A 25874-nucleotide genomic window follows, 5' to 3' on the forward strand; every position below is an offset into this window, starting at 1 on the left:
CTACACATCCAAGGCCAACCGCGCCTACCTGCGGCGGCGCGGCATCAAAGCCACCATCCCGACCAAGGCCGACCAGGACGCCAACCGCCGCGCCAAAGGGTCCAAGGGCGGCCGGCCACCTGCCTTCGACCCTGAGATCTACAAGCGGCGCCATGCCGTCGAATGTGGCATCAACCGGCTCAAACGCCACCGGGCTGTCGCCACGCGATACGACAAACTCGCCGTGCGCTACGAAGCCACGATCCTCATCGCCGCGATCAACGAATGGCTCTAACCGACTTCGATACAGGCCCTAGATAGGAGGGAAGGGTGAAGCCTTCGGGTGGGGAGCCTTCGACGAAGAGCAGCCCGACGCGGGCCTTGCCGTCTCGGATTTGCCTGGCCCGCCGGTACTCAGCGGAGTCGTACCACTGCCGGGCACGGTCCATGTCGGGGAACTCGATGATCAGGAGCCGGGAGGAGGCCCAAGTGCCCTCGGCGGGTTCGGGCACGGGTCCCGCGACCAGGTAGCGGCCGCCGTGGTCGAGGATCGACCGCTGGGCAACGGGGGCGTAGGCCCAGCCGGCCTCCTCATCGAGCACATCGACGTTGGCGATGACGTAAGCAGGCATGGAAACTCCGTTTCATTCGGACACGGCGTGTACTTTTGGCCCGCCGAAGGCTAGCGCATCCCTGTAACCTGTTCAAGGTGGGCATCGATGAGGGCGAACGCGCCGGGGGCATGATGAGCCGCCGGGAGCGGCTGCGGGTGGAGACGAGCCGGGAGATCAAGACCATCGCGCTGCGGCAGATGGCCGAAGGCGGGCCGGGAGCGATCTCGCTGAGGGGCATCGCCCGCGAGATGGGGATGACCGCGCGCGCGATCTACAGCTACTTCCCCACCCGGGACGACCTGATCACGGCACTGATCAGCGAGATCGCCGCCTCGCTCGCGGATGCGCTGGAGTCCGCCAGCAACGCGGTGCCCAACACCGACCCCGGTGGCAGGCTGATGGCCTGGGGCCGGGCGCTTAGAGAGTGGGCACTGGCCCATCCGGAGAGCTTCCGGCTCTTCTACGGACACCCCGTCCCGGGCTACCAGCCGCCCGAGGACGGGCCGGTCGACCAGACGGCCCGCCGTGTGTGCCGCGAGCTCACCCGCCTGGTGGCGACCGCGTGGCCGCATGCCCGGCACCACCAGCCCGAAGACACCTCCTGGTCCGACCTCCATCCGGACCACGCCGCGAAGATCCAGGAGGATCTCCCCGACGTGCCGCCCGCCGCGGCGGCCCTCGCACTGCGCGTCTGGGGCCGGATGCACGGCCTGGTCACCCTGGAGATCGACGGCCACATCCACCCCGTAGCAGGCAACCCTGCCGCCCTGCACCGCGCCGAGATGCTCGACCTGGTCAGATCGCTGGGCCTGAGCTGAGCCACGTCTGATCACGCCATAAGAGTGACGGTTCGCTACGCATAGCTACTTTGGCCCTGGGGCCACGTTCGGGAGAACACCGCCGGTACGGGCTCGCGCCCGATTCCTCGGCGACCCACGCCACCGAACCCGCCTGGGACGGACGGCGGATGGTGGTCGCCTGCTCCGCCGATCACATGAGGCAGCTCCACGCCCAAGCGGCCGCCCGGCCCTACATCGACGCCGAACTATGGGCCGGGAAACTCCTTCGCGCGCTTGAAGACGCCAGGCGGGACAACCGGACCGAGGTCTCGGCCGGAGACCTACAGAACGCGACCGGGCTCACCCCGGAACAATTCCTCGCCGCGGTGCAGTGGCTGGAGCGCGACGACCTGTGACCCCGGCGGCCCGCTGATCAGCCATAACCCGACGATGTCCAGTCGTCAAAGTCACCACACGGCTGAGTCGCTACTGGCCGTTCCGATCCTCCTCGCGGGCCGGAAGAAACCGCCGCAAGAACCGGACCACGCCAAGCTGGACACTGAACCCGAGCCGATTGTGATCTCTGCGCTTGGCATCGATCGCCTCACGGTCGGCGTCATCCAGGAAGAAGTACTTCTCCAGCTGAGCACGCGAAGGCGGCCCCTGAAACGAGGCGAACCGCGCAGCCCGCTCATCGGACAAGAACTCGACCGGCACCCTGAACCTCCTACAGGTCTACGACAAGACCCTCGAAGGCTTCCGGTAGCGATCACCGGCGGTCAAACCGATGCTCACCAGGACAAACACTTAGCGCACGATCCGGTTCCAATGTTCCTCAGACCCCAGACAGCTCGCAATCCACGTCCATTGGGCGTAGAGGTGCTTGCAGTTGGCACGGTGGTGTCGTGGCGGTCTACCACGGCAGTGACGGCTCAACGCTGCGCTGCACCGGGAATCGGCTACCGCCCATCGGCGGCGAGGTTCAAGCTGAGCAAATGCGGAAGTTCGGCCACCTCTACTGCCGGTCACGCTGGTAAGCGTCGGCTACCTGGTCGCCGGATGCTGGTCCTGCCCACGCCACGTCTGGGTCCGCATCCACGACTCCTACCACCCCAAGGAGAAACCGCCGCTCGGTTGAGGTCCACCACGACGACGCTGCGCATGGGGTCCAGCAGGGCGGATGGGATCTCCACGCGCAGGTCGCCGAGCGGGTCTCGGGTTCCGGAGTGGACCTCCTTGAGCCAGGGCAGCACCGACCAGGCGAGCCTCCGTCCGCGCCCAGGAGACGCACGTCAGTGATCCGGCGGACGGGCAGCCCGCGCACGGTCAGCCGTTCGTAGGGCCGCATGACCAGTGCAGGTAGAGCCGCTCCCAGTCCTCGGGCAGGGAGCGGCGCGTGGAAGGCCCGTGAAACTGCCACAGTTCCAGCCCCGTCCGCACCCGCCGCGATCGCCTCGGCGGGCTGATCCACGAGTATCCGCAGGTCGCGTAGGGTGGCCGAGTTTTGGCCCCTACAGCTCTACGGGCAGACCGCCGACAGCTTCAGCTAGGCAAGAAGGCGGTCAAAACAGGCTTCGACCGACCGCCTTTACTTCGTAGATTTTCGACGGCGTTTGAACACGACATCCAACCCCGGTTCGTGAACCGGCGAATGCGGTGACACGCCGGGCAGAGATCCGTCACCGAACGGCACCCTGCGAGAGGGCGAGTCTCGGTGACACCTGGGTGACACAACAGAAAAGCCACGAAATCCGATCACGTGGCTCCGACCTGCGAAAACGCGGTCGGGACGACAGGATTTGAACCTGCGACCCCTTGACCCCCAGGCAACCCAACCCGTCTGCCCAGACGGCACCAAAGCGAGTCTGAACTGGGAAAACGATCCTTGACAGTCCGTCGGCGTCCTCAGCCGTCCGCATGCGTTGTCACTCAATTTGTCACTCAGCCCAGCCACCGCTTTGCTCGTCAGCGTCTACAGCGTGGTGGCCCGTCACCTGAGCCTGCACGGAAGCGAGCGTCCTCCCGACTGCGTGGCTCTGCAGGTGAGTTGCGACAGCGTTTGTAGGTCAGTGCGACCCCGGGTGCCACTGCCATCTCAACCGACGATCACAAGACCGGCGCCTGCGACCACCGGACCTTCCGGGGATCAATCCTCGAAGCCCGCCTGCACGGGGACCTCAAGCAGCGGAAAGCCCGAGATGAACGCGGGGAAACGGCCTCCCGACCGATCGATGGCGGATATTGACGGGCATCACCAGCGTGCGGATCCCGGCACGCTCCCGCGGTTCCGCATGATCGTCAGGGGTCGCACGACCCCCGATCCTGGCCCCTGGGTGTGAGGGCCGGGCCGGTTGGCCCATGCGTTCAGGCGCGGGTCGTGGGCAGCAGCGCGAGGATGTCGGCGGTGGTGCCGGTCTCCCCCAGGCGTGGGAAGATCCTTTCGATGCTGTGCCGGTGGGCGTCGGCATCGACGTCGGTCATGGCGTCGGCGGCCAGGGTGACGTGGTAGCCGTGTTCGTACGCGGCGCGAGCGGTGGACTCGACGCCGATGCTGGTGGCGATGCCGGCCAGGACGATCTGGGAGACGCCGCGGCGGCGCAACCGCAGGTCCAGGTCGGTGCCATAGAAGGCGGACCAGTTGCGTTTGGTCACGAGTATGTCCTGCGGGTGCCCGGCCAGCTCCGGGGCGACCTCGTCCCATCCGGCGGGCGGTGTCTGCGTACGGCGCGGCACCTCGGTGCGCCCTGGGACGGCGTCGGAGCCGTCCGGCGCGGTCGTGACGCGCACCAGGACGACAGGCAGGCCGTGGGCACGGAAGGCGTCGGCCAGCTTGGCGGTGCGGGCCAGCACGTCGGTGGTGGCGTGCGGGCTGCCGGGGGCGGCGAGAAATCCGTTCTGCAGGTCTATGACGACCAGCGCGGTCTCGGTGTCCAGCGAGGTGACGGTCATGGCGTTTCCTTTCGTGATGAGATGCGGCGGAGTGACCGGTCGGCGACGGTGACGGCGAGGAACAGCATCGCGATGCCGAGCAGGAGCCAGCTGAGCCGGTGCAGCCCGCCAGTGGTGGCGCCGTGGCGGTAGAACGCGGCGTTGGCGGCCGAGGCGATCAGTGCGCCGAGGTACATGAAGGTGCGCAGCAGTCCGGCTGAGGAGCCCATCCGGGTGGGGTCGGCCTGGGCGTAGAGGGCGTTCTGGTTGGCCAGGCCGTTGAGGCCCTGCGGAACGCCGACGACTGCGCCGATGAGGGCCAGCACCCAGATGGGGCTGTGCGCGTCGACGAGCAGCAGGGCGACGCAGGCGGCGATCTGCACGACGGATCCGATCAGCAGCTTGCCGCGGACGTCGGCGCGGCGGCCGGTGAGGCCGGTCACCGCGATGGCCGCCGCCGACATCGGCAGCAGCAGGAGGCCGGCGGCCGAGGCGTCGAGCGAACGGCCGTCCTGGAGCCACTGGGTGAAGCCGTAGAGGAAGGCGTACGCGGTCGTGTAGGCCAGGAGCTGGCGCCCGTAGGTGGCCAGCAGCGGGAGGTTGCCGCGCAGCACGCGCAGGTCGAGGAAGGGCTCGGGGGTGCGTAGTTCCCGCACGGTGAACGCGGCACCGGCCGCCACGGCGATCAGCGGCAGGTACCAGCGGTCTGTTGCCGGGTTCGTCAGGAACAGCATGAAGGAGGTCAACATGCAGGCGAACACCGCCATGCCCGCTACGTCCAGCCGCCGACCGGGCTCGGCCCCGCGCCCGCGGGGCAGCCGACGGGCACCGAGCACCAGGCAGGCCGCCGACAGCGGCGCGTTGATGGCGAAGACGGCGTGCCAGCCGCCCGCCCCGATCAGCAGGCCGCCGAGCGTCGGCCCGAGCACGGCGCTGACCTGGTTGGAGATCGACAGCGCGGCGAGGACGCCGCTCGGGCTGCGCAGTCCGGTGCGCTCGGACTCGGCGTACAGGAGGAACATTGACGCCGGATAGGCGGCGGACGTGCCCAGCCCGAGCAGCACCCGGGAGGCCACCAGCACGTCCAGGTTGGGGGCCAACAGACCCGTCAGCCCGGCGATCCCCACTAACGCCGTTCCCCACAGATACAGCAGGCGCGGCCCGAAGGTGTCGACCAGCCGCCCGATGACCGGCTGCCCGACGGCAGTTGCCAGGTACAGCCCGGATACCAGCCAGACCGTCTGCGCGGGTGAGACATGAAACCAGCGGCCGATCGGGACCAGCGCCACCGCCAGCATCGAGGAGTTGATCGGGTTGAGGATCGACCCGAGGATCATCGGCGCGACCAGCTTCCGGTCGAACCCGCCGCCCGCCTCGCGGCCGGGGGCGGGCGCGGACACCGGCGCCCGGGTCATGACTGCGCAACGTCATCCAGCAGCGCCATCGCCTCGGTGATGGTACGGAGCTGCGCGGGTGTGCACCGTTCCTGCAGCGCCCGGGCCAGCCACAGCTCACGGGCCCGCCGGTCGTCCAGACGACGCTCCCGCCCGAGCTCGGTTAGCGTCACCAGCAGCCGGCGGCCGTCGTCGGGATCGGGGTTCCGCTCTACCATGCCCGCCCGCTCCAACGCGGCGACGATCGTCGCCATCGACTGGGGCCGCACCCGCTCGGCGGCCGCCAGCTCGCTGGCCGACGCCGGACCGTGCTTGGCCAACCGGGCCAGCACGGACGCCTGCCCCGGGCTGAGGTCGCCCGAGACGGCCAGCTCCCCCAGGCGTCGCTTCAGCCGGCTGAAGGCCACCCAGGCGTCGCTCGCGGCCTGCATCGCCGACTCCGAGACCTGCTCGCTCATCGGTCACCCTCCAAAAAAATGCAGTCTGTACTGTTCAATTTAAACTGAACAGTACAGACTGTCAATTTCCTCGCCTGCGATGAAGCCCAACGAACCGTCACTCCACGGCCGTACTCCTTGTTCGCAGGCCGTATCAGCCGCTACTCCCGTCCTCCCGACCCGCTTGGCGGACGACGCGACCGACTGCCCGTCGAACCTCGTTCACCACGTCGGCACAGCGAGCGGACGACCTCGCGCGGGCCAGGGAATCCCACAACGCTCTTGCCGAAGTGGAGCCCAGCGCGGGGGCGACGCAGTCGTCGAACTTCTGCCACTGCTGATCTCTGGTAAGGGGTCGCCGCGGGCTGCCGAGGGCGTGGTCGACTACGGCACTGTACGACCTTCCGTCCACGCCGACCGCCTGCGCCGCGGCGGAGACGGCTGCCGGGAATACCTCGGTGCAGCGCGGGTCCGCCCGGAATTCGACTCTCGCGGCCGCTTCGAGCAGATCGGTGTCGTCCGGCAGCGAGGCGGGAAAGTCGTTCAAGCCAACGCCGAGGCCCGTCCCGCCGCGCAGGGCGAGAGCGACGACGACAGGGCCGGAGAACCGTGCGGCATAGGCGGTCGCGGGACGCACCTTGTCCGCTCGGGGCTCGGCGATGGTTCGCAGGACCGGCTCGGCGACGCCGATCGTCAAGGTGGCTCCGGGCTCGAGTGTGAATCCCTGGTGACGTAGCTCGAGCGCGGCGTCGACGGCGGAATGGATGAACCCGTTCACGGGATAGGGCTTGGTGGTGACGGTCGTAACCCGCCAGGTTCGTTGATCTACGGGCAGGTCGGCCACCTGAAGCTCCGCACCGTCCAAGAAGGCGTGTGCGAAGCCGAATCTGCCCTCCAGCGCGGTCGGCGCCGCCGTCGCCCCGGCCACGGCCAGCCCGGCGGCGAACACTCCTGCCCTGGCGGCGAAGCCCGCGTGCATCGGCTTGATCTGGCCACCGGTACGGTTGCCTTCGAGAATGCCCCCGGACATCGACGCGGCGGCGCCAATCGCGTGCGCGGTCTGGTGGACGTCCAGCCCGTTCAGAAGAGCGACGCCGGTGGCGGCGCCGATCGGACAGCAGACCGCCGTGGGATGAAAGCCTCGCTCGAACAGGCTGGAGTCCCTGTTGCGGACGGCCGACTCGCCGAGCCACAGGCTGACCTCCTCGGCGACGGCGACGGCACGTACGACCTGATCGATCGTCAGGTCACGCTGAGCCCCGGCCGCGAGCATCGCCGGTACGACGACACAGCTCGGGTGCACCAGCGACGGCGCCTGCGCGTTGTCGTAGTCGAGGGCGTGGGCGGCGGTGCCCAGGATGAGCGCCTGCTCAAGCGCGTCGTCGGAGTCATTCACGGCGGCGGCCATCGACCGGGTGGCCGGATCGCCTGCGCCGGCGATCGCGACGGCGACGGTGTCGATCACGTGGAATCGGGCGGCCTCGTCGACGTCGGCCGGCCGCCCGCCGCTCCACGCCTCGTGCGCCCAGACCGCGAGGTCGTGTGACAGGCTCGTCATCTCGTCTCACCCACAAGTGCGATCGGCCGGATCGGTGAGCCGGTCGCCCCGGTGATCCGTAGGGGCAGCGCGAGGAACAGCATCTCCCTCGCGCCGGTGGTCGCGAGCTCCTCGAAGTCGAGTACTTCCATGATGTGGACGCCGCGGTCGACGAGCAGCACCTTGTGCGCGGGCAGCGATGCGTGTCCTCGGCCGGGCAGTAGCCGGTCCGACGCGATCGTGTCCGTGCAGACGGCTCGCACACCGAGGTCGGCCAGATAAACGGCGGCGTCGGCCGTGATGCCCGGAACGCCGGTCTCGGTGCCGACGTAGGCGACGGGGTTGTCGTACAGCTGAGGCCAGCCGGTGCGGACGAGCACCACTTCTCCCTCGTTGACCGTGACGCCGGCCAGGGCGTCGGCGAGGTGCCGACCGGTTATGCCGAACGCGGGCTCCAGCCGTCCCACGCCGAGCAGGGCCGGGATGTCCGCCAGGACGGCACGGCTCACGAACGGCGCGACGGTCTCCACGCCGTACACCGTGAAACGTCCGCCCACGCTCGCGGAGTGAGCGTCCACGCCGTCGTACATGAGCCCGTCGGACGCGGCGTGACACAGGGCGTCCACATGCGTGCCGACGTGCCCGCCGGTGACGATGAGCTCGTTCGCGCCGGACCCGCCTTCGGCGTTGACGCGGTCGCCGTGGCGGCGAAGGAGGCTCATCTTGAAGCCGGGATGGCTGGGCGAGCATGGCATGCCGTCTTCGAGACGATGCCCGAGCTCGATCACCCGAGCGGCGCCCAGCCAGGTGAGAGCCGTGGCGAGTGTAGGGGTCGGTTCCGTGGTCATGTGAGGTCCTTCGTGAACGTGGTGTCGTACGCCTTCTCCGCGTCGATCCGCCCAGCGCCGGTGACGACCTCGACGAACTTCGCCGCCTTCAGCGCCTCCGCCGGCACTATGGCGGCCGAGGCCGGTGTGGACTGCACGATCGACGTCCAGGACAAGGCGAACTGCCGGTCGCTCATCTGGCCTTCGAACTGGGGCCGGAGCAGGTCTCCCGCCTCGGCGGGATGATCGTGGATGTATCGCACGGCCTTGTCGATCGCGCGGACGTAGCAGCGTAAGGGGTTCCTCTTCTCCGCGAGGGTGCGCTCGCTGGTGACGATGGTCCCGTAGAGCAGATTGTCCAGGCTCGGTGCGACACCCGAAGCGAGCTTGAGCGCGACCTCGCCGTCGCCCTGCTCGGCGGCGATGTAGGAGGCCGGGGGGCCGATGACGAACGCGTCGACCGACCCGCGGGCGAAGGCCGCGACGGTCTCGCTGGCTCCACCGGTGGCCACGATGCTCAGGTCCTTGTCCGGGTCGAGGCCGGACGACTTCACGAGGTAACGCAACGTCTGGTCCGACCCCGAACCCGGTGAGGTGACCGCGACGCGTAGCCCCTTCAAAGCGCGGATGGCGGTCTCGAGATCGGCGCCGGCGGCGGGCGCCTTGTCACTCCTGATGCCGATGTCGGCGGTGTTCCTGTTCGCTGTGGAGGCGATGGCCACCAGCGGCGCGCCTTTGTTCACCGCGGTGACGACCGCCGCGAACGTCGTGGCGGCCGCGTCGATGCTGCCGCCGGCCAGCGCTTGGAGGGTCTCGGACCCGCCGCCCAGCTCGACCGTCTTGGCGTTGATCTTCTCTTCCTTCAGGTATCCCTTCTTGTCCGCTACGTACGCCGCTGAGTACTGGAGATTGGCGGCGGTGGAGGCACCGATGTTGAGGGTCTGGCCGTGGCAGGTGGAGACGGCGTCCGCGGCGGTGTCGCCGCAGGCGGTCGAGACGGTGACGAGAAGGGATCCGGCGAGCAGGGACGCGAGTGTGCGGTTCATCTGGACTCCGTGATGTGGGGGGTGGAGCGGAGCGCTACTTCCAGCGGGAGATGAGCCCCTCTGCTTTGGAGACGGCGATATTGATGACGAGCGCGACGACGACGAGAACGACAATCGCGGCGAAGGAGCCCGCGGTGTCGAAGGTGTTGGCCGAGGTCTTCAGGAGGTGGCCGAGGCCCTCGCTGGACGCGGTGATCTCGGAGACGACCGCGCCGACCAGCGAGTACGGCACGGCGAGCCGGAGACCGGTGAAGATCCAGGTCGCCGACGAAGGGATGATCACCTTGATGAGCCGATCCCGGCGGCCGGCGCCCATCAGGCTCACCACGCCGAGCAGTTCGTCGTCGGTGTCCCGAGCGCCGGCGAACGTGTTGTAGAAGACCAGGAAGAAGCAGACCAGGGAGGTCATCACCACCTTGCCCTGGAGCCCGATGCCGAACCACAGGATGAACAGCGGGGCTAGCGCGAGCTTCGGCAGGCTGTTGACCGCGATGACGAACGGGGTGAGCACGTCGGCGAGGAACCGCACGCGGCCGAGGGTGAACCCGACGATGACCCCCGCGAGGGAGCCGAGTGTGAAGCCGAGAGCCATCGCCGTGAGGGTGGCGACGGTGTTCGCCCACAACGTCCCGTCGCCGATCCAGGTGGCGAGCCGCGCCACGATCCGGGACGGGGAGGACACCCAGAACGGGTTGATGATCGTCCCCGAGCCCGCTTGCCAGAAGCCGAGTACGGCGGCCACGAGCAGCACCCGAGTCGTGATCACCACGAGCCGGTAGCGACGCGACAGGAGACGCCGTTCTCGCCCGTCCGCCTCCAATGCCTCGGCCGGCACCGCGGCGTCCGCCTCCATGGGGCCGGCGATCGCGCTCATGCTCGTCTCCGCCCCTCGATCTCAGGGCTCAACGCCGCCCACAGCTCCTCGTGCAGCGCGGCGAAACGCGGGTCGAACCGTACCGAGAAGATGTCCCGGGGCCGGGGGATGTCAATGGTGCGGTCGAGAACCACCCGACTGGGCCGGCTGCTCATCACCACGACGCGGTCGCCCAAGGCGACGGCCTCTCCGAGGTCGTGGGTGATGAAGACAACGGTGGCCCTCGTCCGTTCCCATATCCGGACCAGTTGGTCCTGCAGCACCGTTCTCAACTGGCTGTCCAGCGCGCCGAACGGTTCGTCGGCCAGGATGACCTCCGGCTCGTACACAAGCGTGCGCGCCAGCGTGACCCGCTTGCGCATGCCGCCGGACAACTCACGCGGGTACGCGTCCCCGAAGCCGGCCAGCCCCACCAGATCGAGCATCTGGTCGACGCGCTCGGCACGCTCCCGCTTGCCCATCCCCCGCAGCTCCAGGGGCAGCCCGACGTTGCGCCGAACCGATCGCCAGGGCAGCAAGTTGTCCTTCTGCGTGACGTAGCCGACCCGCGTGTTGGGCCCCTGTACCGGTTCGCCCTCGTAGCGGACCGTCCCCCGGCTCGGTTCGAGGAGGCCGGCCACCATGTTGAGGAGGGTGGACTTGCCGCAACCGCTCGGGCCGACGACGCAGCAGAACTGGCCACGCGGCACCGCGACGGCGAGGTCGTCGACGGCGACGAAAGACTGCCGGGCACCCTGGTAGATCATGCCGACGTGGTCGAACTCGATCAGCGGGTGATCGGTTCGTTGCTCGGAGTCGGCCCCGGCGGCCATGACGTTCACGTCGTCTCCTCCTTCTCGTGCCGGTCTCGGCGGCTGGAGAGAACCCGCCGCGCGGCGCGGACGACCGGCGCGTCGACGAATCGGCCGTCTGCGAGCCGTTGTGCCCCACCGGACCGCGCCGCCGCGCCGATCACCTGCTCGGCGAGCGCTATCTCGCGCGCGCTGGGGGTGAACGCCTCGACGATGGCTGGGAGCTGGCGCGGGTGGATGGCCGCTCTCCCCCGCATGCCGAGGCGGCGGCCGAGCGCGCAGGAGTCAGCCAAGCCCCTCGCGTCGGACAGATCGCCGAAGACCGACATCGACGGCGCCGGCAACCCGGCCGCCGCGGCGGCCACGACCAGTCGGCTGCGAGCCCAGGCGAGGCCCTCCTCATCCGCCACTCCGAGATCGACCGACAGATCGCCCTCACCGAGCGAGATCGCCGCGGCATCCGGTGCGGCGGCGATCTCGAACGCGTGCCGCAGCCCGCGAGCCGTCTCTATCAGCGGATGCAGCCGCAGGTCCCGGTCGCCCCAGGCTTCGCGTACGGGATCGAGATCACTGGGCTGCTCGACCCTCGGCACGCGGATGACGTCGATTCCGTCGAGTGAGCGCAGGACCGCGAGATCGCGTACGCCCTGGTCGCCGCTGATCTCGTTGACGCGGACGTGGAGCTCGACGCCGCGCGCGCCCGCCCGTTCGGACCAGGCCGCGAGGTGCTCGACGAGGTTGCCGCGGGCGGTGTCCTTGCGGTCCGCGGCGACGGCGTCCTGCAGGTCCACCACCACCGCGTCCGCCCCGGCGGCCAAGGCCTTGGCGACGATCTCGGGGCGATCCGCCGGCGCGTACAGCCAGGTGAGCAACGTCATCGGATCACTCCCGCCGTGCGCATGCCGGCGATCTCCTCGGCTTCGAACCCCGCTTCGCGGAGCACCTCGTCGGTGTCCGCGCCCAGCGGGCGACCCGCCCAGCGCACCGCACCCGGCGTCTCAGACAGCCGGAACATCACGTTCTGCATGGCCACCATGCCGAGATCCGGGTCGGGCATCCGCACGATGGTGCCCAACGCCTCGTACTGCGGGTCCCGCACGATGTCGCTGATGTCGTAGACAGGCGTGATGGCGGCCTCCGCCTCGACGAACGCGTCGACGACCTCCTTGGCGTCTCGACCGGCGATCCAGGAGCCCACCGCCTCGTCGAGCTCGTCCACGTGCTGGACCCGGCCATGCCCGCTGCGGAACCACTCCTGGGCGACGAGATCAGACCGTCCGACCAATGTGACGACACGCTCGGCGATGGACTGGGCGCTCGTGGACACCGCGAGCCACCTGCCGTCGCGGCTACGGTAAATGTTGCGCGGCGCGTTCTTGTCCGAGCGGTTGCCGTGGCGCCGCGGGACGATTCCCAACGCCTCGTAGAACGTGATCTGGGGGCCCAGCAGCGTCAGGATCGGCTCGATGATCGCGGTGTCGACGATCTGCCCGCGCCCTGTCTCCGCACGGTGCGCGATCGCAAGCATGATGGCGAAACCCGTGGCGAGACCGGCGATGCCGTCGGCCAGCGCCAGCGGAGGTAGAGTCGGCGGGCCGTCGGGCTGGCCCGTCATCGCGGCGAAACCGCTCATGGCCTCGGCGAGCGTCCCGAAACCCGGCTCATGGGCGCGCGGCCCCATCTGGCCGAAGCCCGTGACGCGGGCGATGACCAGGCGCGGGTTGAGGTCGAGCAGGGTATCCGGGCCAAGGTTCCACCGTTCGAGGGTCCCGGGACGGAAGTTCTCGATCAGCACGTCGGCGTCGGCCAGGATCCGTCGCATCGCCTCCTGGCCCTGCGCGGTCGACAGGTCGATGGCCGCGGCACGCTTGTTGCGTCCCAGCTGCTTCCACGTCAGGCTCACGCCGTCCTTGAGGGGCCCGTGCCCGCGGCTGGGATCTCCGCGCAGGGGATGTTCGATCTTGATCACATCGGCGCCGAAATCGCCGAGCATGCCGGCCGCCAGAGGACCTGCGAACAGGGTGGCCGCGTCTACAACCTTGAGAGCCGCTGGAGGAAACATGCAAATAAGATATATGTTATTTCTCCCAGGGGTCAAGGTTAAGAACGCGTTACGCGGCCCCCCGCGGAAGGCGACGACGTGCTAGAACGTCGATCTCGCCGAAGCCCCCGCCGTCAGGCGGTGCGACACCGCCAGTTCGACGTGCTCACGCATCAACCTCTCGGCGGTGACGCTGTCACTGGATTCCAGCGCCTGGAGGATCCGCTCGTGGAACTCGATCGCCACCCGATCCCGCTCGCGCAGTCCATGTGGTCCGACCCCGAGGTCGCCGCGGGGGGCTCTTCCCAGATCAGGCCGAGATGGCGGACGACGCTCCTGCGACCGCCGACCTCGGCGACGGCCGCGTGGAACCGGCGGCTCGCGGACGCCAGGGCCTGCGCGTCGTGCACCAGCAGGACATCCTTCATCTCCTGGTGGATCGCGCGCAGCCGATCCAGCGCCTTCTCGTCGATGTCCTCGGCGGCGAGCCCGGCCGCCAGGCCCTCCACAGTGTCGCGCAGGGCGTAGAGCTCCTCGATCTCGCTCTGGCTGAGCTGGACCACGGTCGCACCGCCGTGGATCTTGTAATCGATCAGTCCGAGGCTCTCGAGCCTGCGCAACGCCTCGCGGACAGGCGTCACCGATACGCCGAGCCGGTTGCTGACCTCATCCTGAAGAATCGGCGTACCCGGCGGCAGGGCACCGCTGAGGATCTCTTCACGCAGGACGGACTGCACGCAGTCCGCCCGGCTGAGCGGCGGCTGGACAGCGGCGAACGTCTGGTCCGCTTCGGGCCGAGCCCCGCGGACCGCGCCGCTGTGGTTCGTGGAGACCTTCCGACGCGCCATCCACGCCTTCCTCGCCGAGAGTCGGTCCGCTCGAGGCGCGCGCGGCCGGATGGGGCGACGTCGGCTACGTGGCCCGCTGCTTCCGCGACCAGTGGGGCCTTACCCCGCGTGAATGGCGCGCCCGTCTTGGCGTGCTGAGTTCCGCGAGGACACCACCCTGCACGATCGAGGCCGCCTGCCCTTCGGGACCGCCCCCGAACCTGCGATGGCGCGGCGCTATGCGGAGGCCGAACTGACCGACGGCGCACCGACTGTCAGCCCAGGCGTGGAGTCCGATGCCCTGCCCGGAAACTGATCGTGAGGGCTTCTCACCCGTCGGCCACCACTCGACGAGCCCAGCCGATCATGACGCGATCGACGAGGGGTGCGGTTGTGGACAGCGCCGGGTCGTGTCCTGTGGCAGGAATGATCACGACCTCCAAGTGAGCACGGGGGCCGTAGTACCGAGACTCGTACCGCGCCACCGATACCGGATCGGAGCACTCGTACTGGACGACATCAGTGCAGTAGACGGCATCCTCAGGCTCGCCGTGCCTGCTCCGGCACTCGGCCCGCCACTCCACCCCGGTCGCCCTGGACGACGGCGACCGCATCCTCGCGGCCGAGTTGGCGCACGACGGCCGCGCCAGCCACGCGCAGCTGGCCAGGGCCACCGGTTGGAACGAGACCACGGTCCGCCGAAGGATCACGGCCCTGCGCTCAGCCGGGACCCTGTACTTCGATCTCGACGTCGACACCCGGCTGCTCGGCTACACCGGAACCGCCCTGCTGTGGATCTCCGTTGAACCGTCCCAGCTGGCCGCGGCCGGACATGCGCTCGAACGGCACCCCGAGATCTCCTTCGCCGCCGCCACCACCGGCCCGACCAACCTCCTGGGCTCTGTGGTGGCCTCGGACGTGTATGCCCTCTACGACTACATCGCCGACCAGGTAGGCGGCCTCCCCGGCATCCGAGCGATGGAAACCGCGCCGATCCTCCGGACGGTCGAACGCGTCGGCGCGATCACTCCGGCGGCGCCCTGATCGGCCACGCCCGGGTGTCCGGGTCCATCCCGTGGTCCTTGACAATCTCCCAGACTGTGCAGGAGCGAGACGATGTTCGTCACCGTGAGCCAGACCAAGCGCGGCAACACGACCGATCGCCATGCCGTTCACTGGCGCGGCGCTCGAGACACCCGCCCGGGGCAGGTTCGCCCATCATGTCTACGACCTGCACGAATGAATATTCGGCACCCGCAAGTACGGCGGAGCCCGGCGCGAGGCGTACAAGACCCGTACGGCCCGGGGAGCCCTCGGGTGGAGGCGGTCAGCGGGCGGAGTTGGCGAGGCGATGCGACACCGCCAGCTCGACGTGCTCGCGCATGAGCCGCTCCGCGAGGCCCTTGTCGCGCTCCTCCAGGGCCCGGATGATCTGTTCGTGGTATTCGATCGCCTCTGTGGCGACTGCCGGGTCCGACCACACCGACTGGTTGAGCGGGATGGGGTGCCCCTCCCAGATCAGCCCCAGATGCCTGGCGATGATCGTGCGCCCGCCCGCCTCGGCCACGGCCGAGTGGAACAGGCGGCTCTTGGCGGCCAGCGCCTGCGCGTCGTGCGCCGCGTGGGCGTCCTTCATCTGCTGGTGGATGCCGCGCAGCCGGTCGAACTCGGCGTCGGTGATGCTGTCGGCCGCGAGCCTGGCCGCCAGTCCCTCGACCGTGGCCCGCAGCGCGTAGAGCTCCTCGATCTCGTTCTGGCTGAGCTCGACAACGGTGGCGCCGCCGTGGGTCTTGTAGACGAGCAGCCCGAGGCTCTCCAGCTTGCGCAGCGCCTCGCGCACAGGGGTGACTGAGACGCCGAGACGGGCGCTGATCTCCTCCTGGAGTATCGGCGTGCCCGGCGGCAACGCACCGCTGAGAATTTCCGCCTTCAACACGGACTGCACGTACTCCGCTCGGCTGACCGGCGGCTTGACGCTGGCGAAGGACTGGTCGGTGGCGACCAGCCGGTCACGCAGGGCGTTGCCGACGTTCGTGGAACCCTTGCGACGCGCCATTGGAAGCCTTCCGATGAGAGTCAGCCCGGGTCAAGTATTTTATATGACTCGTCCGCGGCGGGCCGCCTGCAGCTCGGGGTCGGGTACCAGCGTGGAGTCCAGCAACCTGCGAGTGTATTCGCTGGCGGGGCAGGTGACGATCTCGGCGGTCGGTCCCGCCTCGACGACCTGGCCGCGACGCATCACCACCGTGGTGTGCGACACGTGCCTGATCACGTCGAGGTCATGGCTGATGAACAGGTAGGTGAGCCCGAGGTCGGCCTGCAGCCGCAACAGGAGGTTGAGGATCTGCGCCTGGACCGACAGGTCGAGCGCGGAGACCGCCTCATCGAGGACGATCAGGCTCGGCTCGGCGACGAGCGCGCGGGCGATCGCGATGCGCTGCCGCTGCCCGCCGGAGAACTCCCGCGGCAGCCGGTCGAGGTCTCGTCCCGACAGCCCGACCTGCTCAAGCGCGGCCTCGACTCTGGTACGGCGCCGCCCCGCCGGCAACCTGGTGTGCACGAGCAGCGGCTCCTCCAGCGTCTGACCGATCGTCCGAGCCGGGTTCAGCGAGCTGAAGGGATCCTGGTAGACGGGCTGCAGCTCGGCCGTCAGCTCCCGGCGGCGTCGGGGAGTGGCGTGGGTGACGTCCTCACCGCGGAAGACCACCTGGCCGCAGGAGATCGGTACACGGCCGAGCACCGCCCCGGTCAGCGTCGTCTTTCCAGAGCCCGATTCGCCGACGATGCCCACCGTCTCGCCCTTGCGGGCCTCGAAGCTGACGCCGTCGACGGCCACCACTTCCGAGCGGCGCATGTGGAAGCGTACGCCGAGCTCGTGCACACGGAGCAGGGGATTCATCGCACTTCCGCCTTCTGGAGTTCGTCGGACCGCACGCATCGGGCGACGCCGTCGGGCGTGGAGCGCAGCGGTACCGGAGCCGCACGGCACTCGTCGGCGGCCAGGACGCACCGATCCGCGAAGCGGCAGCCGTACGCCCACGCCCCGGCCGCGGGGACGACGCCGGGAATGGTGGGGAGCTGGGAGAACGGCGTGCTGCCGCGCAGGTCGGCGCGGAGCAGCGCCCGGGTGTAGGGATGGGAGGGTCGGGCGAACAGGGTCGCCACCGGCGAGATCTCGACCACCTCACCGGCGTACATCACCACGGCCCTCTCGCACAGGTCGGCCACCACGCCCCAGTCGTGCGTCACCAGCAGGACCGCGAGGTCCTGCTCGGCGGCGAGCGTGCGCAGCAGATCGAGGATCTCTGCCTGCACGGTCACGTCGAGGGCGGTCGTCGGCTCGTCGGCGATGAGGATCCTGGGGCGTAGCGCCATCGCCAGCGCGATGTTGACCCGCTGCGCCATGCCGCCGGAGATCTGGTGCGGGTAACTGGCCAGGACCCGCGGCACGTCGGGCACGCGGACGCGGCGTAGCAGGTCCGCGCACCTCTCCCGAACCTCGGCCCGGGACAAGCCGGGTTCCGTCGCGACGACCTCGGCCAGCTGGGAGCCGACCGTGAACGACGGGTCGAGGCTGGGCACCGGGTCCTGCGGCACGTACCCGATGAGCCGGCCGAGTAGGCGGCGTCGCGCGGCCGACGAGAGCGCCGCGACGTCGGCGCCGTCGACGCGAACCACCCCGGACACCAGCTCGACGCCGTCGGGCAGCAGGCCGAGCGCGGCCCTGGCGGTCATGCTCTTGCCGCACCCCGACTCCCCCACGAGCCCGACGACCTCGCCGGCACGCAGGGCGAAGGACACGTCGGTGACCAGTGGCGTCACCCCACCATGGCAGACCGTGACGTTCTCCAGCGCGAGCACGCCCGAGGATGGCGAGGTGGAAGCCGTGCCGGGACGGGCGCGGGCGGGCCTGGACGGCGATGGCAGGTCGGGCTCGGTCGCGGTCATGTCGCGGATGGCGTCCCCGACCAGGCCGACGCAGAGGGCGACGAGGGCGACGACCCCGCCCGTGATCAGTAGGAACCACGGAGCCGGCTGGATCTGCTGGATCGACTCCCCGACCAGGTTGCCCCAGGTCGGCCTGGGCGCCTGGACGCCGAGGCCGAGGAAGCCGAGCGAGGTCTCCACCAGCACGGCGGTGGCCGCGAAGAACGTGGCCTGCACGGTGATCGGGCCGCGCACGTGCGGCAGCACGTGGCGGCGCAGGATATGCCACTGGTTGAGGCCCGCCCCCTCGGCCGAGACGACGAACACCTGGCCGCGCACGGCCTTCGTGGCACCGCGGACAACCCTGATCATCGACGTGGACCCGGTCACGCCGAGCGCGACCATGGTCACCACCTCGTTGTCCTTGAACACGGCCAGCACGACCAGCAGGATGATCACAGTCGGCAGGGCCAGCAGCAGGTCCGCCAGCCAGGTGATCGTCCGGTCCGCCGGCCCACTGGTGAACCCGGCCCACAGGCCGAGGGGCACGCCAAGGGCGACGAAGACCGCCAGCGCGATGGCCGCGCCGCTGAGGCTGACCCGCCCGCCGTACAGTATGCGTGAGAGGATGTCGCGGCCGAGCGAGTCGGTGCCGAACCAGTGCTGGGCCGACGGCGAGCCGAGCACGTCGTCGAGGTTCTGCTCGAGCGGCTGGTGCGGGGCCAGCAGCGGAGCGAAGAGCACGGCGAGCACGACCAGGGTGAGCACCGCGGCGGGGATCAACAGCTCCAGGCGCCTCATGCGACCCTGGCCCGCGGGTTGAGCACCAGGTAGAGCAGGTCGACACCCAGGTTGACGACGACCACGACCATCGTGAACGCAAACACCACCCCCTGGATCATGGGCAGGTCGTGCTGCTGGGTCGAGGCCACCGCCAGGCCGCCGAGTCCGGGGATGGCGAAGATCGACTCCACGATCACGGTGCCGCTGAGCAACTGCACGACCAGCAACCCGACCACGGTGACAACCGGCACCGAGGCATTGCGCAGGGCGTGCCGGTAGACGATGCGCCGCTCCGGCAGGCCGCGGGCCCGTAGCGCGCGCACGTACTCGCCCTGCATGGTGGCCCGCATCGAGTCCCTGGTCTGCTTGGCGATCGCGGCCGCCCCGCTGATGGCCAGCGTGGCGACCGGGAGCACCAGCCCGGCGAGCGTGTAGCCGGTGGCCGGCAGCAGCGGCATGCCCAGCGCGAACACCACCACCAGCGCCGGCCCCACCCAGTAGTGCGGTACGGCGAAGCCGACCAGCGAGAGCATGTCCACGACCCGCCCTGAGACGCCGCCGTGGACGCCGGAGTGGATGCCCATCGCGACTCCGATCAGTGCGCTGACGATCGTGGTCCCGACGATCACGCTCATCGTGGGTGTGGCCCGGCCGAGGATGCCGGACAGCACCGGTTCCTTGGTGATGATGGAGCGGCCCAGGTCACCCTGCAGGACGTGCCACAGCCAGTCCCCGTACTGGATGACCAACGGCCGGTCCAGGCCGAGCTGGGAGCGCAGCGCGGCGTACTGCTCCGGGGTCGCTCCCTCGCCGAGGATGGTCACGGCGGGGTCGCCCGGGCTGAGCGCGACCAGCACGAACGACAGGAAGCTCGCCAGCAGTGTCAGCGGCACCGCGAAGGCCAGCCGTTTGACGATGACGCGGCGCATCACTGGGATCCCGCGTGTGCGGTGAACTGGGTGACGTCCGGCGCGGAGATGTAGGCGCCATACCGGTCGGGCACGTTGCCGACACGGGCGCGGGAGAAGTAGATCGTGTCGTGGTTGACCGCCGGGAGGAACCACGCCTGCTCGGTCAGCGTGGTGAGCGCCCGGTTGTACATGCCGTTGCGCTCGGCCGTGTCGGCCGTGGCGTCGGCCTTGCGCACCAGCGCGGTGACCTCGGGGATGGAGTCGCCGAACGGGTTGTACGGCGTGACGAGCATGGAGGCCAGGCTGGTGTGCATGAGATTGAACGGCGAGGTGCCGTAGCTCATGTAGACCAGGCCGTACTTCTTGCTGAGCGACATCTTGGTGTAGGTCGCGATGTCGGCGCCGAACTCGGGGTGGACCCGGACACCGACCTTGGCCAGCTGATCGATCATCGCCTGCTGCACCAGCCTGCAGTTGCGCAGCTGGATCTTGCACCCGTCCAGAGAGACGTCCACGCCGGTCGGATAGCCGGCCTCGGCGAGCAGACTCTTGGCCTTGCCCGGATCGTAGGGGTAGGCCTCCGTCACGGCCTTGCCGTAGGAGTCGGCGCCCGGTGAGGTCAACGCGCTGGTGGGACGGCCGTAGCCACGGTAGACGGCCTTGGCGATGGACGCCCGGTCGATGGCGTAGTTCATGGCCTGCCGTACCCGGACGTCGCCGAGCGGCTTGCTGGTGGCGCCGCTCCTGTCGACGATGAAGAAGCCGGCGAAGTAGTTGCCGACGCCGGAGACCTTCAGGCCGGCACTGCCTGCGCTCGAGGCGGCCGCCCAGTCACCGCCGGCGAAGTCGACCTGGCCCGACTTCATCGCGTTGAGCAGTGCGTTACCGTCGGTGATGACCTTGACGACGACACGCTTGAACGCTTGGCGGGCCTTGTTCCAGTAGTGGGGGTTCGCTGTGAAGGTGTACGTGTCACCCACCACCGTCGCCGACGAGTCCAATGTGTACGGCCCGGCGCCGTATGTGGTCGTGGCCAGCTTGTCCCCCGCGGCCAGACCGGCGGGCGAGATGACGTCGCCGACCAGCCACGACTGGGTGAGCAGCGCAGGCAGGTTGGGCACCGGGGCCGTGGCTGTCACCTCGACGGTCGAATCGTCGACCTTCTTCGCACCGCTGATGAGGGAGGCGGCGGAGGCGTTCGGACCGCCGGCCTTCCTGATGTGGTTGATCGAGTCGACGACGGCGTCGGCGGTGACCGGGCTGCCGTCGGCGAACTTGACCCCAGAGCGGAGCGACACGCTCAGCTTGGTGTTGTCGCTGCCGACGAACTTCCAGCCGGCGGCGATGGCCGGTTGGAGCGTTCCGTCGTTGCCCATCCTGATCAGCGGCTCGTATGCGAGCTGGATCGGCCCGTTGACGAGCCAGCCGACCTGGGCCAGTGACGGGTCGAGTGTGGTGGGGGCCGTGGAGAGACCCATCGTCAGCGTCGCGTCGTCATTCGACGTTCCGCAGCCGGCGACGGTCGCGCCGAGCGCCAGGAGCGAGAGACAGACGGCGGTAAGGCGCATGGTTGCCTGCTTTCCGGGGGACGACCGGTCAGTTCTCGGTCAGGAAGGACACGAACGCGCGCTCGCGCTCGGCGCGGGCACGCCGGACGCTGGAGATGACGTGCGGCGCGCCGGGGATCTGGTGGAATCTCGCGCCAGGGATGCGATCGGCCAGGTCGCGGGAGAGCCGGGGCGCGCCGAGCTGGTCGAGTTCGGCGCAGACCACGAGCACGGGCACGCGGATCGAGCCCAGGCCGTCCCGGGCGTCGTGGGTCATGTTGGCGTGGATGAGCCGCAGGTGGGCATCCTTGCGCGCGGCCGCGGAGGTGTCGTCCGGAGCGACGCGGATGAGCTCGGCGTAGTGCGCGTTCACGTCTTCGGGCAGGTACGCCACGGTCACGCCGTAGGTCGCGTACGCCTCGTAGCTCTGCTGCCGTAGCGTGTAGAACGTCCGGCTCTGCGCGGTGTGGAAGGGCTCCGGAAAGGCCCAGCCCTGCGAGAGGATCACCTTGCGCAGCCCCGGGGGCTTCATGATGGCCAGGTGCTGGGCGACACAGGCGCCGAGTCCGCCGGTACCGGCCAGGTGGAAGCCGTCCGACAGGTCGAGGTGGCGGGCCAACTCCGCCACGTCGACTGCGATCTCCTCAGTACGGCCAGGCCCCGGCGCGGGGTCCGAGCGCCCGAGTCCCGCGTGGTCGAAGACGATGATCCGGAAACGTTCCCGCAGACCCTCGTCGACGGTGGCGACGTGCGCGCCGGTAGTCAGGCCAAAGCCTCCCACGTAGATCAGCGGGAAGCCCTCGCCGTGGATCTCGTAGTACAAGGTGCGCCCTGGTAGGCATAGCGTGCTCATCGGGATCCCACCGTGACGCCGTAGTCCCGCTCCGCGTCCTCGGCGGAGACGAAGCCCTCGCGCACATCCCTCAGTACGGCTTCCCGGTCTCTCTCCTTCGGGTCGCCCCACCCGCCACCGCCGGCCGAGCTCAGCACGACCACGTCGCCGGGCTGGAGTTTCGTGCCGACCGAGACACCCGGGACGCGGCGGCGCTCGCCGTCGCGACCCTCCACCACGATCGAGCCGGGCCGGCCCGCCCCGCCGCCGCGCTGCCCGTCGGGCCCGGCGTCGGTGTGGCTCATCGACGGGTTCAAAGTGGCCTCCTGTAGCACCTCGATCTCCCTGACCGCGCCGCACCCGCCGCGGAACCTGCCGGGACCGCCGGAGCCGTCGTTGATCCGGTAGCTGCGGATCCGCACCGGATAGGTGGGCTCGACGAACTCGACCGGATAGTTACGCTGCGCCATGCCATAGATGACGTCGGGGCCGTCGCCGAACGGCCGGCCGCCGAAGCCGACGCCGAGCGACTCGGAGTAGGACACGCCGCTGGGGAACTGGAAGTTGCAGACGATGTAGGTCGGGAAATTCGCTGTCATGTGGCCGCCGTTGGCCTGCGCGACCAGCGTGCTCAGGCAGTTGAGCACGATCGACTTGACCAGCGAGCGGTTGTTGAGCGGGCGCGGGAACTCCGGCGAGACCAACGTCCCAGAGGTGAGCCGCAGGTCGGTGAGAGTGTCCAGGATGCCCTGGTTCATCTCCAGGTTCTCGTCGAACACCAGCAGCACCCTGGCCAGCAGCAGCTGCACCCCGCTCAGAGTGGCCAGGTAGTTGATCGGCACGGGAACGTCGGGAGAGGTGCCGGTCAGGTCGAGGAGCAGCTCGTTACCGCGGCGGTGCAGGGAGGCCGACACCTGGAGTCCGGTGAGCCCCAGACCCGGGACGTCCGCGGAGGTCACGGTCTCGTAGGTGCCGTCGGGGATCTGCTCGTCCAGGATCTGGCGTACCCGGGCGGCAGTGTGGGCCAGCGCCCAGTCGATGGTCTCCAGCAGCGTTCGCCGACCGTACCGCTCTGCGAGGGCGTCGACGCGGGCGGCGCCGAGTCGGCAGGCGGCCAGCAGCGCCCGCCAGTCACCGCGCACCAGGTCGGGGCGCCGGGAGTTGCGCTCGAGCAGGCGCAGGAACGACGGATCAATCTCGTGATCGCGGCCCACACGCATCGGCGGGTACGCGATGCCCTCGTGGAAGATCTCGGTCGCCTTGCCCGCACCGCCGCCCTCGCGCAAGCCGCCGAGGTCGGCCACGTGCCCGTAGCCGGCGGCGAAGCCGAGCAGTTCGCCCTGGCAGAAGATCGGCACAGAGACCACCACGTCGCCCAGGTGCTGCACCGCCCCCCTCGTCGTGTAGGGGTCATTGAAGAAGAAGATGTCGCCCGGGGCCACCTCGTCCAGCTCGAAGTGATCGAGGATGGGGTCGACCAGTCCGGCGCCCGTCAGGCCCGCAAGCGCGAAGATCATCCGGCCGCGTGTGTCGAACAGGCCGACGAAGTAGTCCTTCTTGTCGCGGAAGCCCTCCGACATCGCCGTCCGCCCGATCAGGCGTTCCATTTCGTCGGTGGTCGCCCGGATGGCGCCGTACACGATCTCGCGCGTGGCCAGGTCGGTGGTCTCAGACATGCACATCAACCTCCAAGGCGCCGAGCGGGGTCACCGTCGCGGCGGCGCCCGGCGGGATGACGACCGTGGAGTCGACGCTCTCCACGACGGCCGGCCCGTTGACCACGTGACCGGGCTTCAGGGTGGGACGGCGGAGCACGGTCGTCTCCAGCCAGCCCTCGGGGTCGAAGAACACCCGCCGGGTGGTGGCGCGTTCGCCGCCATCCGCGGCCTCGAACGACACGTCGGTGTGCGGCACCAGGCCGGCCGCGCGCAGGCGGACGTTGACGATCCGCACGTCCACGGACTCGAAGGCGTAGCTGTAGCGGTCGCGGTGCGTCTCATCGAAGGCCTTGCGTGCTCTCTCCAGCGCCTCGCCCGGCGAGTCGGCGAAGCCTTCCAGCGGCACGGTCAGGTCGAATCCCTGGTTGTCGTAGCGCATGTCGAGCAGCGGGGTGAAGCGGCGCTCCAGCAGGTTGCCGTCTTGGGCCAACCACTGGCCCGCCTCGGCCACCAGTTCGTCCAGCACGCGCGACAGGCGGTCGAGGTCCAGCTCCTTCAGCACCGGGCGGTCGGGCAGCGAGCGCACGTAGTAGCGGGCGACGTCGGCCGACAGCAGGCCCTCCGTGGTGAAGACGCCCGGGTTGAGCGGCACCAGCACCTTGCGGATACCGATCTGCCTGGCAACCTCGATCGAGTGGAGGCTGCCGCCCCCGCCGAACGAGACCAGGCAGTACTCCCGAGGGTCACGCCCGCGCTCGGTGGAGATGGTGCGGATCGCGTTGGCCATGTGGGAGTTGGCCATCCGCAGCACGTGGACGGCCGCTGCCTCGGGGTCCCCACCGGACAGCGAGCCCAGCCCCTCGACGAGGGCGGACTCGGCGGCGGCGTGGTCGAGGGTCAGCGCGCCGCCGGCCAACTCGCGGGGCAGCCAGCCGAGCACAGCGAGGGCGTCGGTGACCGTTGGTACCGTGCCGCCGTAGCCGTATGCGGCCGGGCCCGGGTTGGATCCGGCGCTGCGCGGGCCCACACTGAAGCGGCCCGCCTCCATCGACGCGATGCTGCCACCGCCCGCGCCGACCGTGTGCACGTCCAGGACGGGCAGGCCGATCGGGAAGTGGCTCACGTACGCATCCGTATTGATGTCGACCACGCCATCGACCGCGCAGCTGACGTCGGAGCTGGTGCCGCCCACGTCGAGGGCGAACGACCGGTCGATGCCGTGCGAGCGGGCCAGCCGCGCGGCGGCGTTCGCGCCACCTGCCGGCCCTGACAGGACCGTGGTGATCGGGAATCGGGCCGCGTACTCGGCGCCGACCACGCCTCCATCGGACGCCATCACGTACAGCGGGGCCGCGACGCCCGCTTGCCGCAGCGCGTCGCGCAGCCCGGTCAGATAGTGCGTGACCACCGGCTGGGCGCCGGCGTTCAGCACCGCCGCCATGGTCCGCTCGTACTCCCCCGCCTGCGGGAGCACCTCGTGCGACAGCGTGACCAGCAGGCCGTCCAGCCGTTCGCAGAGGAGATCGCGTACCCACAGCTCGTGCGCCGGGTTGACATGGCTGTGCAGGAAGGCCACCGCGACACTCGCGACGCCGAGGTCGGCGATCGACCGGATCAACGGCTCCAGCGCCTTCTCGGCGGGGGCCTGGAGCGGGGCGCCGTCCCACGACATGCGTTCGGCCAACCCGAAGATCCGCTCACGGCCGATCGGACGGCGGGGCTTCAGCCAGCTCAGCACGTTGCCACTGCGCGGCGAGTCGTGCCGGCCGATCTCTAGCACCGACTCGAAGCCGGCCGTGGTCACCAGCGCCGTCTCGAGCTGGTCGCGCTCCAGCAACGCGTTCGTCGTCAGCGTCGTGCCGTGCACGATCCGCGCGATCTGGTCGGGTGTGATGCGCGCCTGTGCGCACACGGCCTCGACCGCCCGCAGGAACGCATCGATCGGGCCCTGATGGGAAAGGACCTTGGTCACCCAGCGGTGGCCCGTCGCGAGGTCGCAAAGGGTGGCATCGACGAATGTCCCACCGACATCCACCGCGATCACATGTCCGGCGGCTGCCCGCGGGGCCTCTGGATCTGGTACTTCCCGCAAGATCGACTCCTTAACATATATGATACTTATTATAGATATCGACGAAGCCA

Annotated in this window: 25 protein-coding genes and 1 pseudogene; 5 read left to right on the forward strand and 21 right to left on the reverse strand. The window is 69.4% G+C overall.

Going from position 1 to position 25874, the window contains the following annotated elements:
• A partial coding sequence (locus AWQ68_RS29640) for a transposase (RefSeq protein ID WP_157545879.1) occupies positions 1-274 on the forward strand: 274 nt, incomplete at its 5' end.
• On the opposite strand, the gene AWQ68_RS29645 is transcribed toward AWQ68_RS29640, so the two are convergent.
• Positions 258-611, reverse strand: coding sequence for a DUF1330 domain-containing protein (locus AWQ68_RS29645; protein ID WP_066946505.1), 354 nt, complete (start codon positions 609-611; stop codon positions 258-260). The genes AWQ68_RS29640 and AWQ68_RS29645 overlap by 17 nt on opposite strands.
• A gap of 77 nt (positions 612-688) precedes the next feature.
• Between AWQ68_RS29645 and AWQ68_RS29650 the strand changes: the two genes are divergently transcribed.
• Positions 689-1411, forward strand: coding sequence for a TetR/AcrR family transcriptional regulator (locus AWQ68_RS29650; protein WP_245656199.1), 723 nt, complete (start codon positions 689-691; stop codon positions 1409-1411).
• 176 nt (positions 1412-1587) lie between these two features.
• Positions 1588-1788 (forward strand): hypothetical protein, encoded by a 201-nt coding sequence (locus tag AWQ68_RS29655; RefSeq protein ID WP_157545880.1) that lies wholly within the window; start codon positions 1588-1590, stop codon positions 1786-1788.
• Between the two features lie 70 nt (positions 1789-1858).
• Here the strand turns inward: AWQ68_RS29655 and AWQ68_RS29660 are convergent, their stop codons facing one another.
• Positions 1859-2089, reverse strand: coding sequence for a DUF4158 domain-containing protein (locus AWQ68_RS29660; protein WP_066946512.1), 231 nt, complete (start codon positions 2087-2089; stop codon positions 1859-1861).
• A 131-nt stretch (positions 2090-2220) separates the two neighbouring features.
• Between AWQ68_RS29660 and AWQ68_RS46465 the strand changes: the two are divergent.
• Positions 2221-2409: pseudogene (locus AWQ68_RS46465) on the forward strand (hypothetical protein); the annotation flags it as partial.
• A 1327-nt stretch (positions 2410-3736) separates the two neighbouring features.
• Here the strand turns inward: AWQ68_RS46465 and AWQ68_RS29665 are convergent.
• The 11 genes from AWQ68_RS29665 to AWQ68_RS29715 form a co-directional block, all read right to left on the reverse strand.
• The gene (locus AWQ68_RS29665; protein ID WP_066946514.1) at positions 3737-4321 is read right to left on the reverse strand and encodes a hydrolase; all 585 of its coding nucleotides are present in this window, start codon (positions 4319-4321) and stop codon (positions 3737-3739) included.
• Positions 4318-5715, reverse strand: coding sequence for an MFS transporter (locus AWQ68_RS29670; RefSeq protein WP_066946517.1), 1398 nt, complete (start codon positions 5713-5715; stop codon positions 4318-4320). Before AWQ68_RS29670 ends, AWQ68_RS29665 begins: the two co-directional genes overlap by 4 nt.
• A complete protein-coding gene (locus AWQ68_RS29675; RefSeq protein WP_066946520.1) occupies positions 5712-6152 on the reverse strand; it encodes a MarR family winged helix-turn-helix transcriptional regulator in 441 nt (146 codons plus the stop codon). Before AWQ68_RS29675 ends, AWQ68_RS29670 begins: the two co-directional genes overlap by 4 nt.
• A 133-nt stretch (positions 6153-6285) precedes the next feature.
• A complete protein-coding gene (locus AWQ68_RS29680; RefSeq protein ID WP_066946523.1) occupies positions 6286-7689 on the reverse strand; it encodes an MmgE/PrpD family protein in 1404 nt (467 codons plus the stop codon).
• Complete coding sequence (locus AWQ68_RS29685) at positions 7686-8516, reverse strand: cyclase family protein (RefSeq protein WP_066946524.1); 831 nt, start codon at positions 8514-8516, stop codon at positions 7686-7688. Before AWQ68_RS29685 ends, AWQ68_RS29680 begins: the two co-directional genes overlap by 4 nt.
• Complete coding sequence (locus AWQ68_RS29690) at positions 8513-9541, reverse strand: ABC transporter substrate-binding protein (RefSeq protein WP_066946527.1); 1029 nt, start codon at positions 9539-9541, stop codon at positions 8513-8515. Before AWQ68_RS29690 ends, AWQ68_RS29685 begins: the two co-directional genes overlap by 4 nt.
• Before the next feature lie 34 nt (positions 9542-9575).
• Complete coding sequence (locus AWQ68_RS29695) at positions 9576-10415, reverse strand: ABC transporter permease (protein WP_084464539.1); 840 nt, start codon at positions 10413-10415, stop codon at positions 9576-9578.
• Entirely contained in the window at positions 10412-11227 is an 816-nt protein-coding gene (locus AWQ68_RS29700; RefSeq protein ID WP_084464561.1) for an ABC transporter ATP-binding protein, read from the reverse strand. The genes AWQ68_RS29695 and AWQ68_RS29700 overlap by 4 nt, the downstream gene beginning before the upstream one ends.
• A gap of 5 nt (positions 11228-11232) precedes the next feature.
• Entirely contained in the window at positions 11233-12084 is an 852-nt protein-coding gene (locus AWQ68_RS29705; protein WP_066946529.1) for an HpcH/HpaI aldolase/citrate lyase family protein, read from the reverse strand.
• On the reverse strand, positions 12081-13199 hold the full coding sequence (locus AWQ68_RS29710; RefSeq protein WP_245656201.1) for a CaiB/BaiF CoA transferase family protein: 1119 nt from the start codon (positions 13197-13199) through the stop codon (positions 12081-12083). The genes AWQ68_RS29705 and AWQ68_RS29710 overlap by 4 nt, the downstream gene beginning before the upstream one ends.
• 221 nt (positions 13200-13420) lie before the next feature.
• The gene (locus tag AWQ68_RS29715; protein ID WP_084464540.1) at positions 13421-14095 is read right to left on the reverse strand and encodes a GntR family transcriptional regulator; all 675 of its coding nucleotides are present in this window, start codon (positions 14093-14095) and stop codon (positions 13421-13423) included.
• Between the two features lie 573 nt (positions 14096-14668).
• Between AWQ68_RS29715 and AWQ68_RS29725 the strand changes: the two genes are divergently transcribed.
• Positions 14669-15118, forward strand: a complete 450-nt coding sequence (locus AWQ68_RS29725; RefSeq protein WP_281217780.1) for an Lrp/AsnC family transcriptional regulator — start codon at positions 14669-14671, stop codon at positions 15116-15118.
• Between the two features lie 283 nt (positions 15119-15401).
• On the opposite strand, the gene AWQ68_RS29730 is transcribed toward AWQ68_RS29725, so the two are convergent.
• Genes AWQ68_RS29730 through AWQ68_RS29765 form a run of 8 tightly spaced genes read right to left on the reverse strand, consistent with a single transcriptional unit; the run spans position 15402 to position 25824 of the window.
• Positions 15402-16130: a GntR family transcriptional regulator gene (locus tag AWQ68_RS29730; protein ID WP_084464541.1), complete on the reverse strand. Its 729-nt coding sequence runs from the start codon at positions 16128-16130 to the stop codon at positions 15402-15404.
• Positions 16131-16169: 39 nt separating this feature from the next.
• On the reverse strand, positions 16170-16973 hold the full coding sequence (locus tag AWQ68_RS29735; RefSeq protein ID WP_066946541.1) for an ATP-binding cassette domain-containing protein: 804 nt from the start codon (positions 16971-16973) through the stop codon (positions 16170-16172).
• Positions 16970-18802 (reverse strand): dipeptide/oligopeptide/nickel ABC transporter permease/ATP-binding protein, encoded by a 1833-nt coding sequence (locus AWQ68_RS29740; protein WP_066946544.1) that lies wholly within the window; start codon positions 18800-18802, stop codon positions 16970-16972. The genes AWQ68_RS29735 and AWQ68_RS29740 overlap by 4 nt, the downstream gene beginning before the upstream one ends.
• A complete protein-coding gene (locus AWQ68_RS29745) occupies positions 18799-19713 on the reverse strand; it encodes an ABC transporter permease (RefSeq protein WP_066946547.1) in 915 nt (304 codons plus the stop codon). The genes AWQ68_RS29740 and AWQ68_RS29745 overlap by 4 nt, the downstream gene beginning before the upstream one ends.
• On the reverse strand, positions 19713-21263 hold the full coding sequence (locus AWQ68_RS29750) for an ABC transporter substrate-binding protein (protein ID WP_066946550.1): 1551 nt from the start codon (positions 21261-21263) through the stop codon (positions 19713-19715). The genes AWQ68_RS29745 and AWQ68_RS29750 overlap by 1 nt, the downstream gene beginning before the upstream one ends.
• Before the next feature lie 28 nt (positions 21264-21291).
• Positions 21292-22095, reverse strand: coding sequence for an alpha/beta fold hydrolase (locus AWQ68_RS29755; protein WP_084464543.1), 804 nt, complete (start codon positions 22093-22095; stop codon positions 21292-21294).
• Entirely contained in the window at positions 22092-23750 is a 1659-nt protein-coding gene (locus tag AWQ68_RS29760; protein ID WP_066946556.1) for a hydantoinase B/oxoprolinase family protein, read from the reverse strand. Before AWQ68_RS29760 ends, AWQ68_RS29755 begins: the two co-directional genes overlap by 4 nt.
• Complete coding sequence (locus AWQ68_RS29765) at positions 23743-25824, reverse strand: hydantoinase/oxoprolinase family protein (protein ID WP_169809011.1); 2082 nt, start codon at positions 25822-25824, stop codon at positions 23743-23745. The genes AWQ68_RS29760 and AWQ68_RS29765 overlap by 8 nt, the downstream gene beginning before the upstream one ends.
• Between the last annotated feature and the right edge of the window lie 50 nt (positions 25825-25874).

It is taken from the genome of Microtetraspora fusca, from assembly GCF_001570365.1.
Taxonomy (GTDB): Bacteria; Actinomycetota; Actinomycetes; order Streptosporangiales; family Streptosporangiaceae; genus Microtetraspora; species Microtetraspora fusca.

What these genes read in the sequence shown, in the direction of transcription:
- AWQ68_RS29645 (WP_066946505.1), bottom strand. Translation starts at nt 611, where the DNA reads ATGCCTGCTTACGTCATCGCCAACGTCGATGTGCTCGATGAGGAGGCC.
- AWQ68_RS29655 (WP_157545880.1), top strand. Translation starts at nt 1,588, where the DNA reads ATGAGGCAGCTCCACGCCCAAGCGGCCGCCCGGCCCTACATCGACGCC.
- AWQ68_RS29665 (WP_066946514.1), bottom strand. Translation starts at nt 4,321, where the DNA reads ATGACCGTCACCTCGCTGGACACCGAGACCGCGCTGGTCGTCATAGAC.
- AWQ68_RS29670 (WP_066946517.1), bottom strand. Translation starts at nt 5,715, where the DNA reads ATGACCCGGGCGCCGGTGTCCGCGCCCGCCCCCGGCCGCGAGGCGGGC.
- AWQ68_RS29675 (WP_066946520.1), bottom strand. Translation starts at nt 6,152, where the DNA reads ATGAGCGAGCAGGTCTCGGAGTCGGCGATGCAGGCCGCGAGCGACGCC.
- AWQ68_RS29680 (WP_066946523.1), bottom strand. Translation starts at nt 7,689, where the DNA reads ATGACGAGCCTGTCACACGACCTCGCGGTCTGGGCGCACGAGGCGTGG.
- AWQ68_RS29685 (WP_066946524.1), bottom strand. Translation starts at nt 8,516, where the DNA reads ATGACCACGGAACCGACCCCTACACTCGCCACGGCTCTCACCTGGCTG.
- AWQ68_RS29690 (WP_066946527.1), bottom strand. Translation starts at nt 9,541, where the DNA reads ATGAACCGCACACTCGCGTCCCTGCTCGCCGGATCCCTTCTCGTCACC.
- AWQ68_RS29695 (WP_084464539.1), bottom strand. Translation starts at nt 10,415, where the DNA reads ATGAGCGCGATCGCCGGCCCCATGGAGGCGGACGCCGCGGTGCCGGCC.
- AWQ68_RS29700 (WP_084464561.1), bottom strand. Translation starts at nt 11,227, where the DNA reads ATGGCCGCCGGGGCCGACTCCGAGCAACGAACCGATCACCCGCTGATC.
- AWQ68_RS29705 (WP_066946529.1), bottom strand. Translation starts at nt 12,084, where the DNA reads ATGACGTTGCTCACCTGGCTGTACGCGCCGGCGGATCGCCCCGAGATC.
- AWQ68_RS29710 (WP_245656201.1), bottom strand. Translation starts at nt 13,199, where the DNA reads ATGCTCGGCGATTTCGGCGCCGATGTGATCAAGATCGAACATCCCCTG.
- AWQ68_RS29715 (WP_084464540.1), bottom strand. Translation starts at nt 14,095, where the DNA reads ATGGCGCGTCGGAAGGTCTCCACGAACCACAGCGGCGCGGTCCGCGGG.
- AWQ68_RS29730 (WP_084464541.1), bottom strand. Translation starts at nt 16,130, where the DNA reads ATGGCGCGTCGCAAGGGTTCCACGAACGTCGGCAACGCCCTGCGTGAC.
- AWQ68_RS29735 (WP_066946541.1), bottom strand. Translation starts at nt 16,973, where the DNA reads ATGAATCCCCTGCTCCGTGTGCACGAGCTCGGCGTACGCTTCCACATG.
- AWQ68_RS29740 (WP_066946544.1), bottom strand. Translation starts at nt 18,802, where the DNA reads ATGAGGCGCCTGGAGCTGTTGATCCCCGCCGCGGTGCTCACCCTGGTC.
- AWQ68_RS29745 (WP_066946547.1), bottom strand. Translation starts at nt 19,713, where the DNA reads ATGCGCCGCGTCATCGTCAAACGGCTGGCCTTCGCGGTGCCGCTGACA.
- AWQ68_RS29750 (WP_066946550.1), bottom strand. Translation starts at nt 21,263, where the DNA reads ATGCGCCTTACCGCCGTCTGTCTCTCGCTCCTGGCGCTCGGCGCGACC.
- AWQ68_RS29755 (WP_084464543.1), bottom strand. Translation starts at nt 22,095, where the DNA reads ATGAGCACGCTATGCCTACCAGGGCGCACCTTGTACTACGAGATCCAC.
- AWQ68_RS29760 (WP_066946556.1), bottom strand. Translation starts at nt 23,750, where the DNA reads ATGTCTGAGACCACCGACCTGGCCACGCGCGAGATCGTGTACGGCGCC.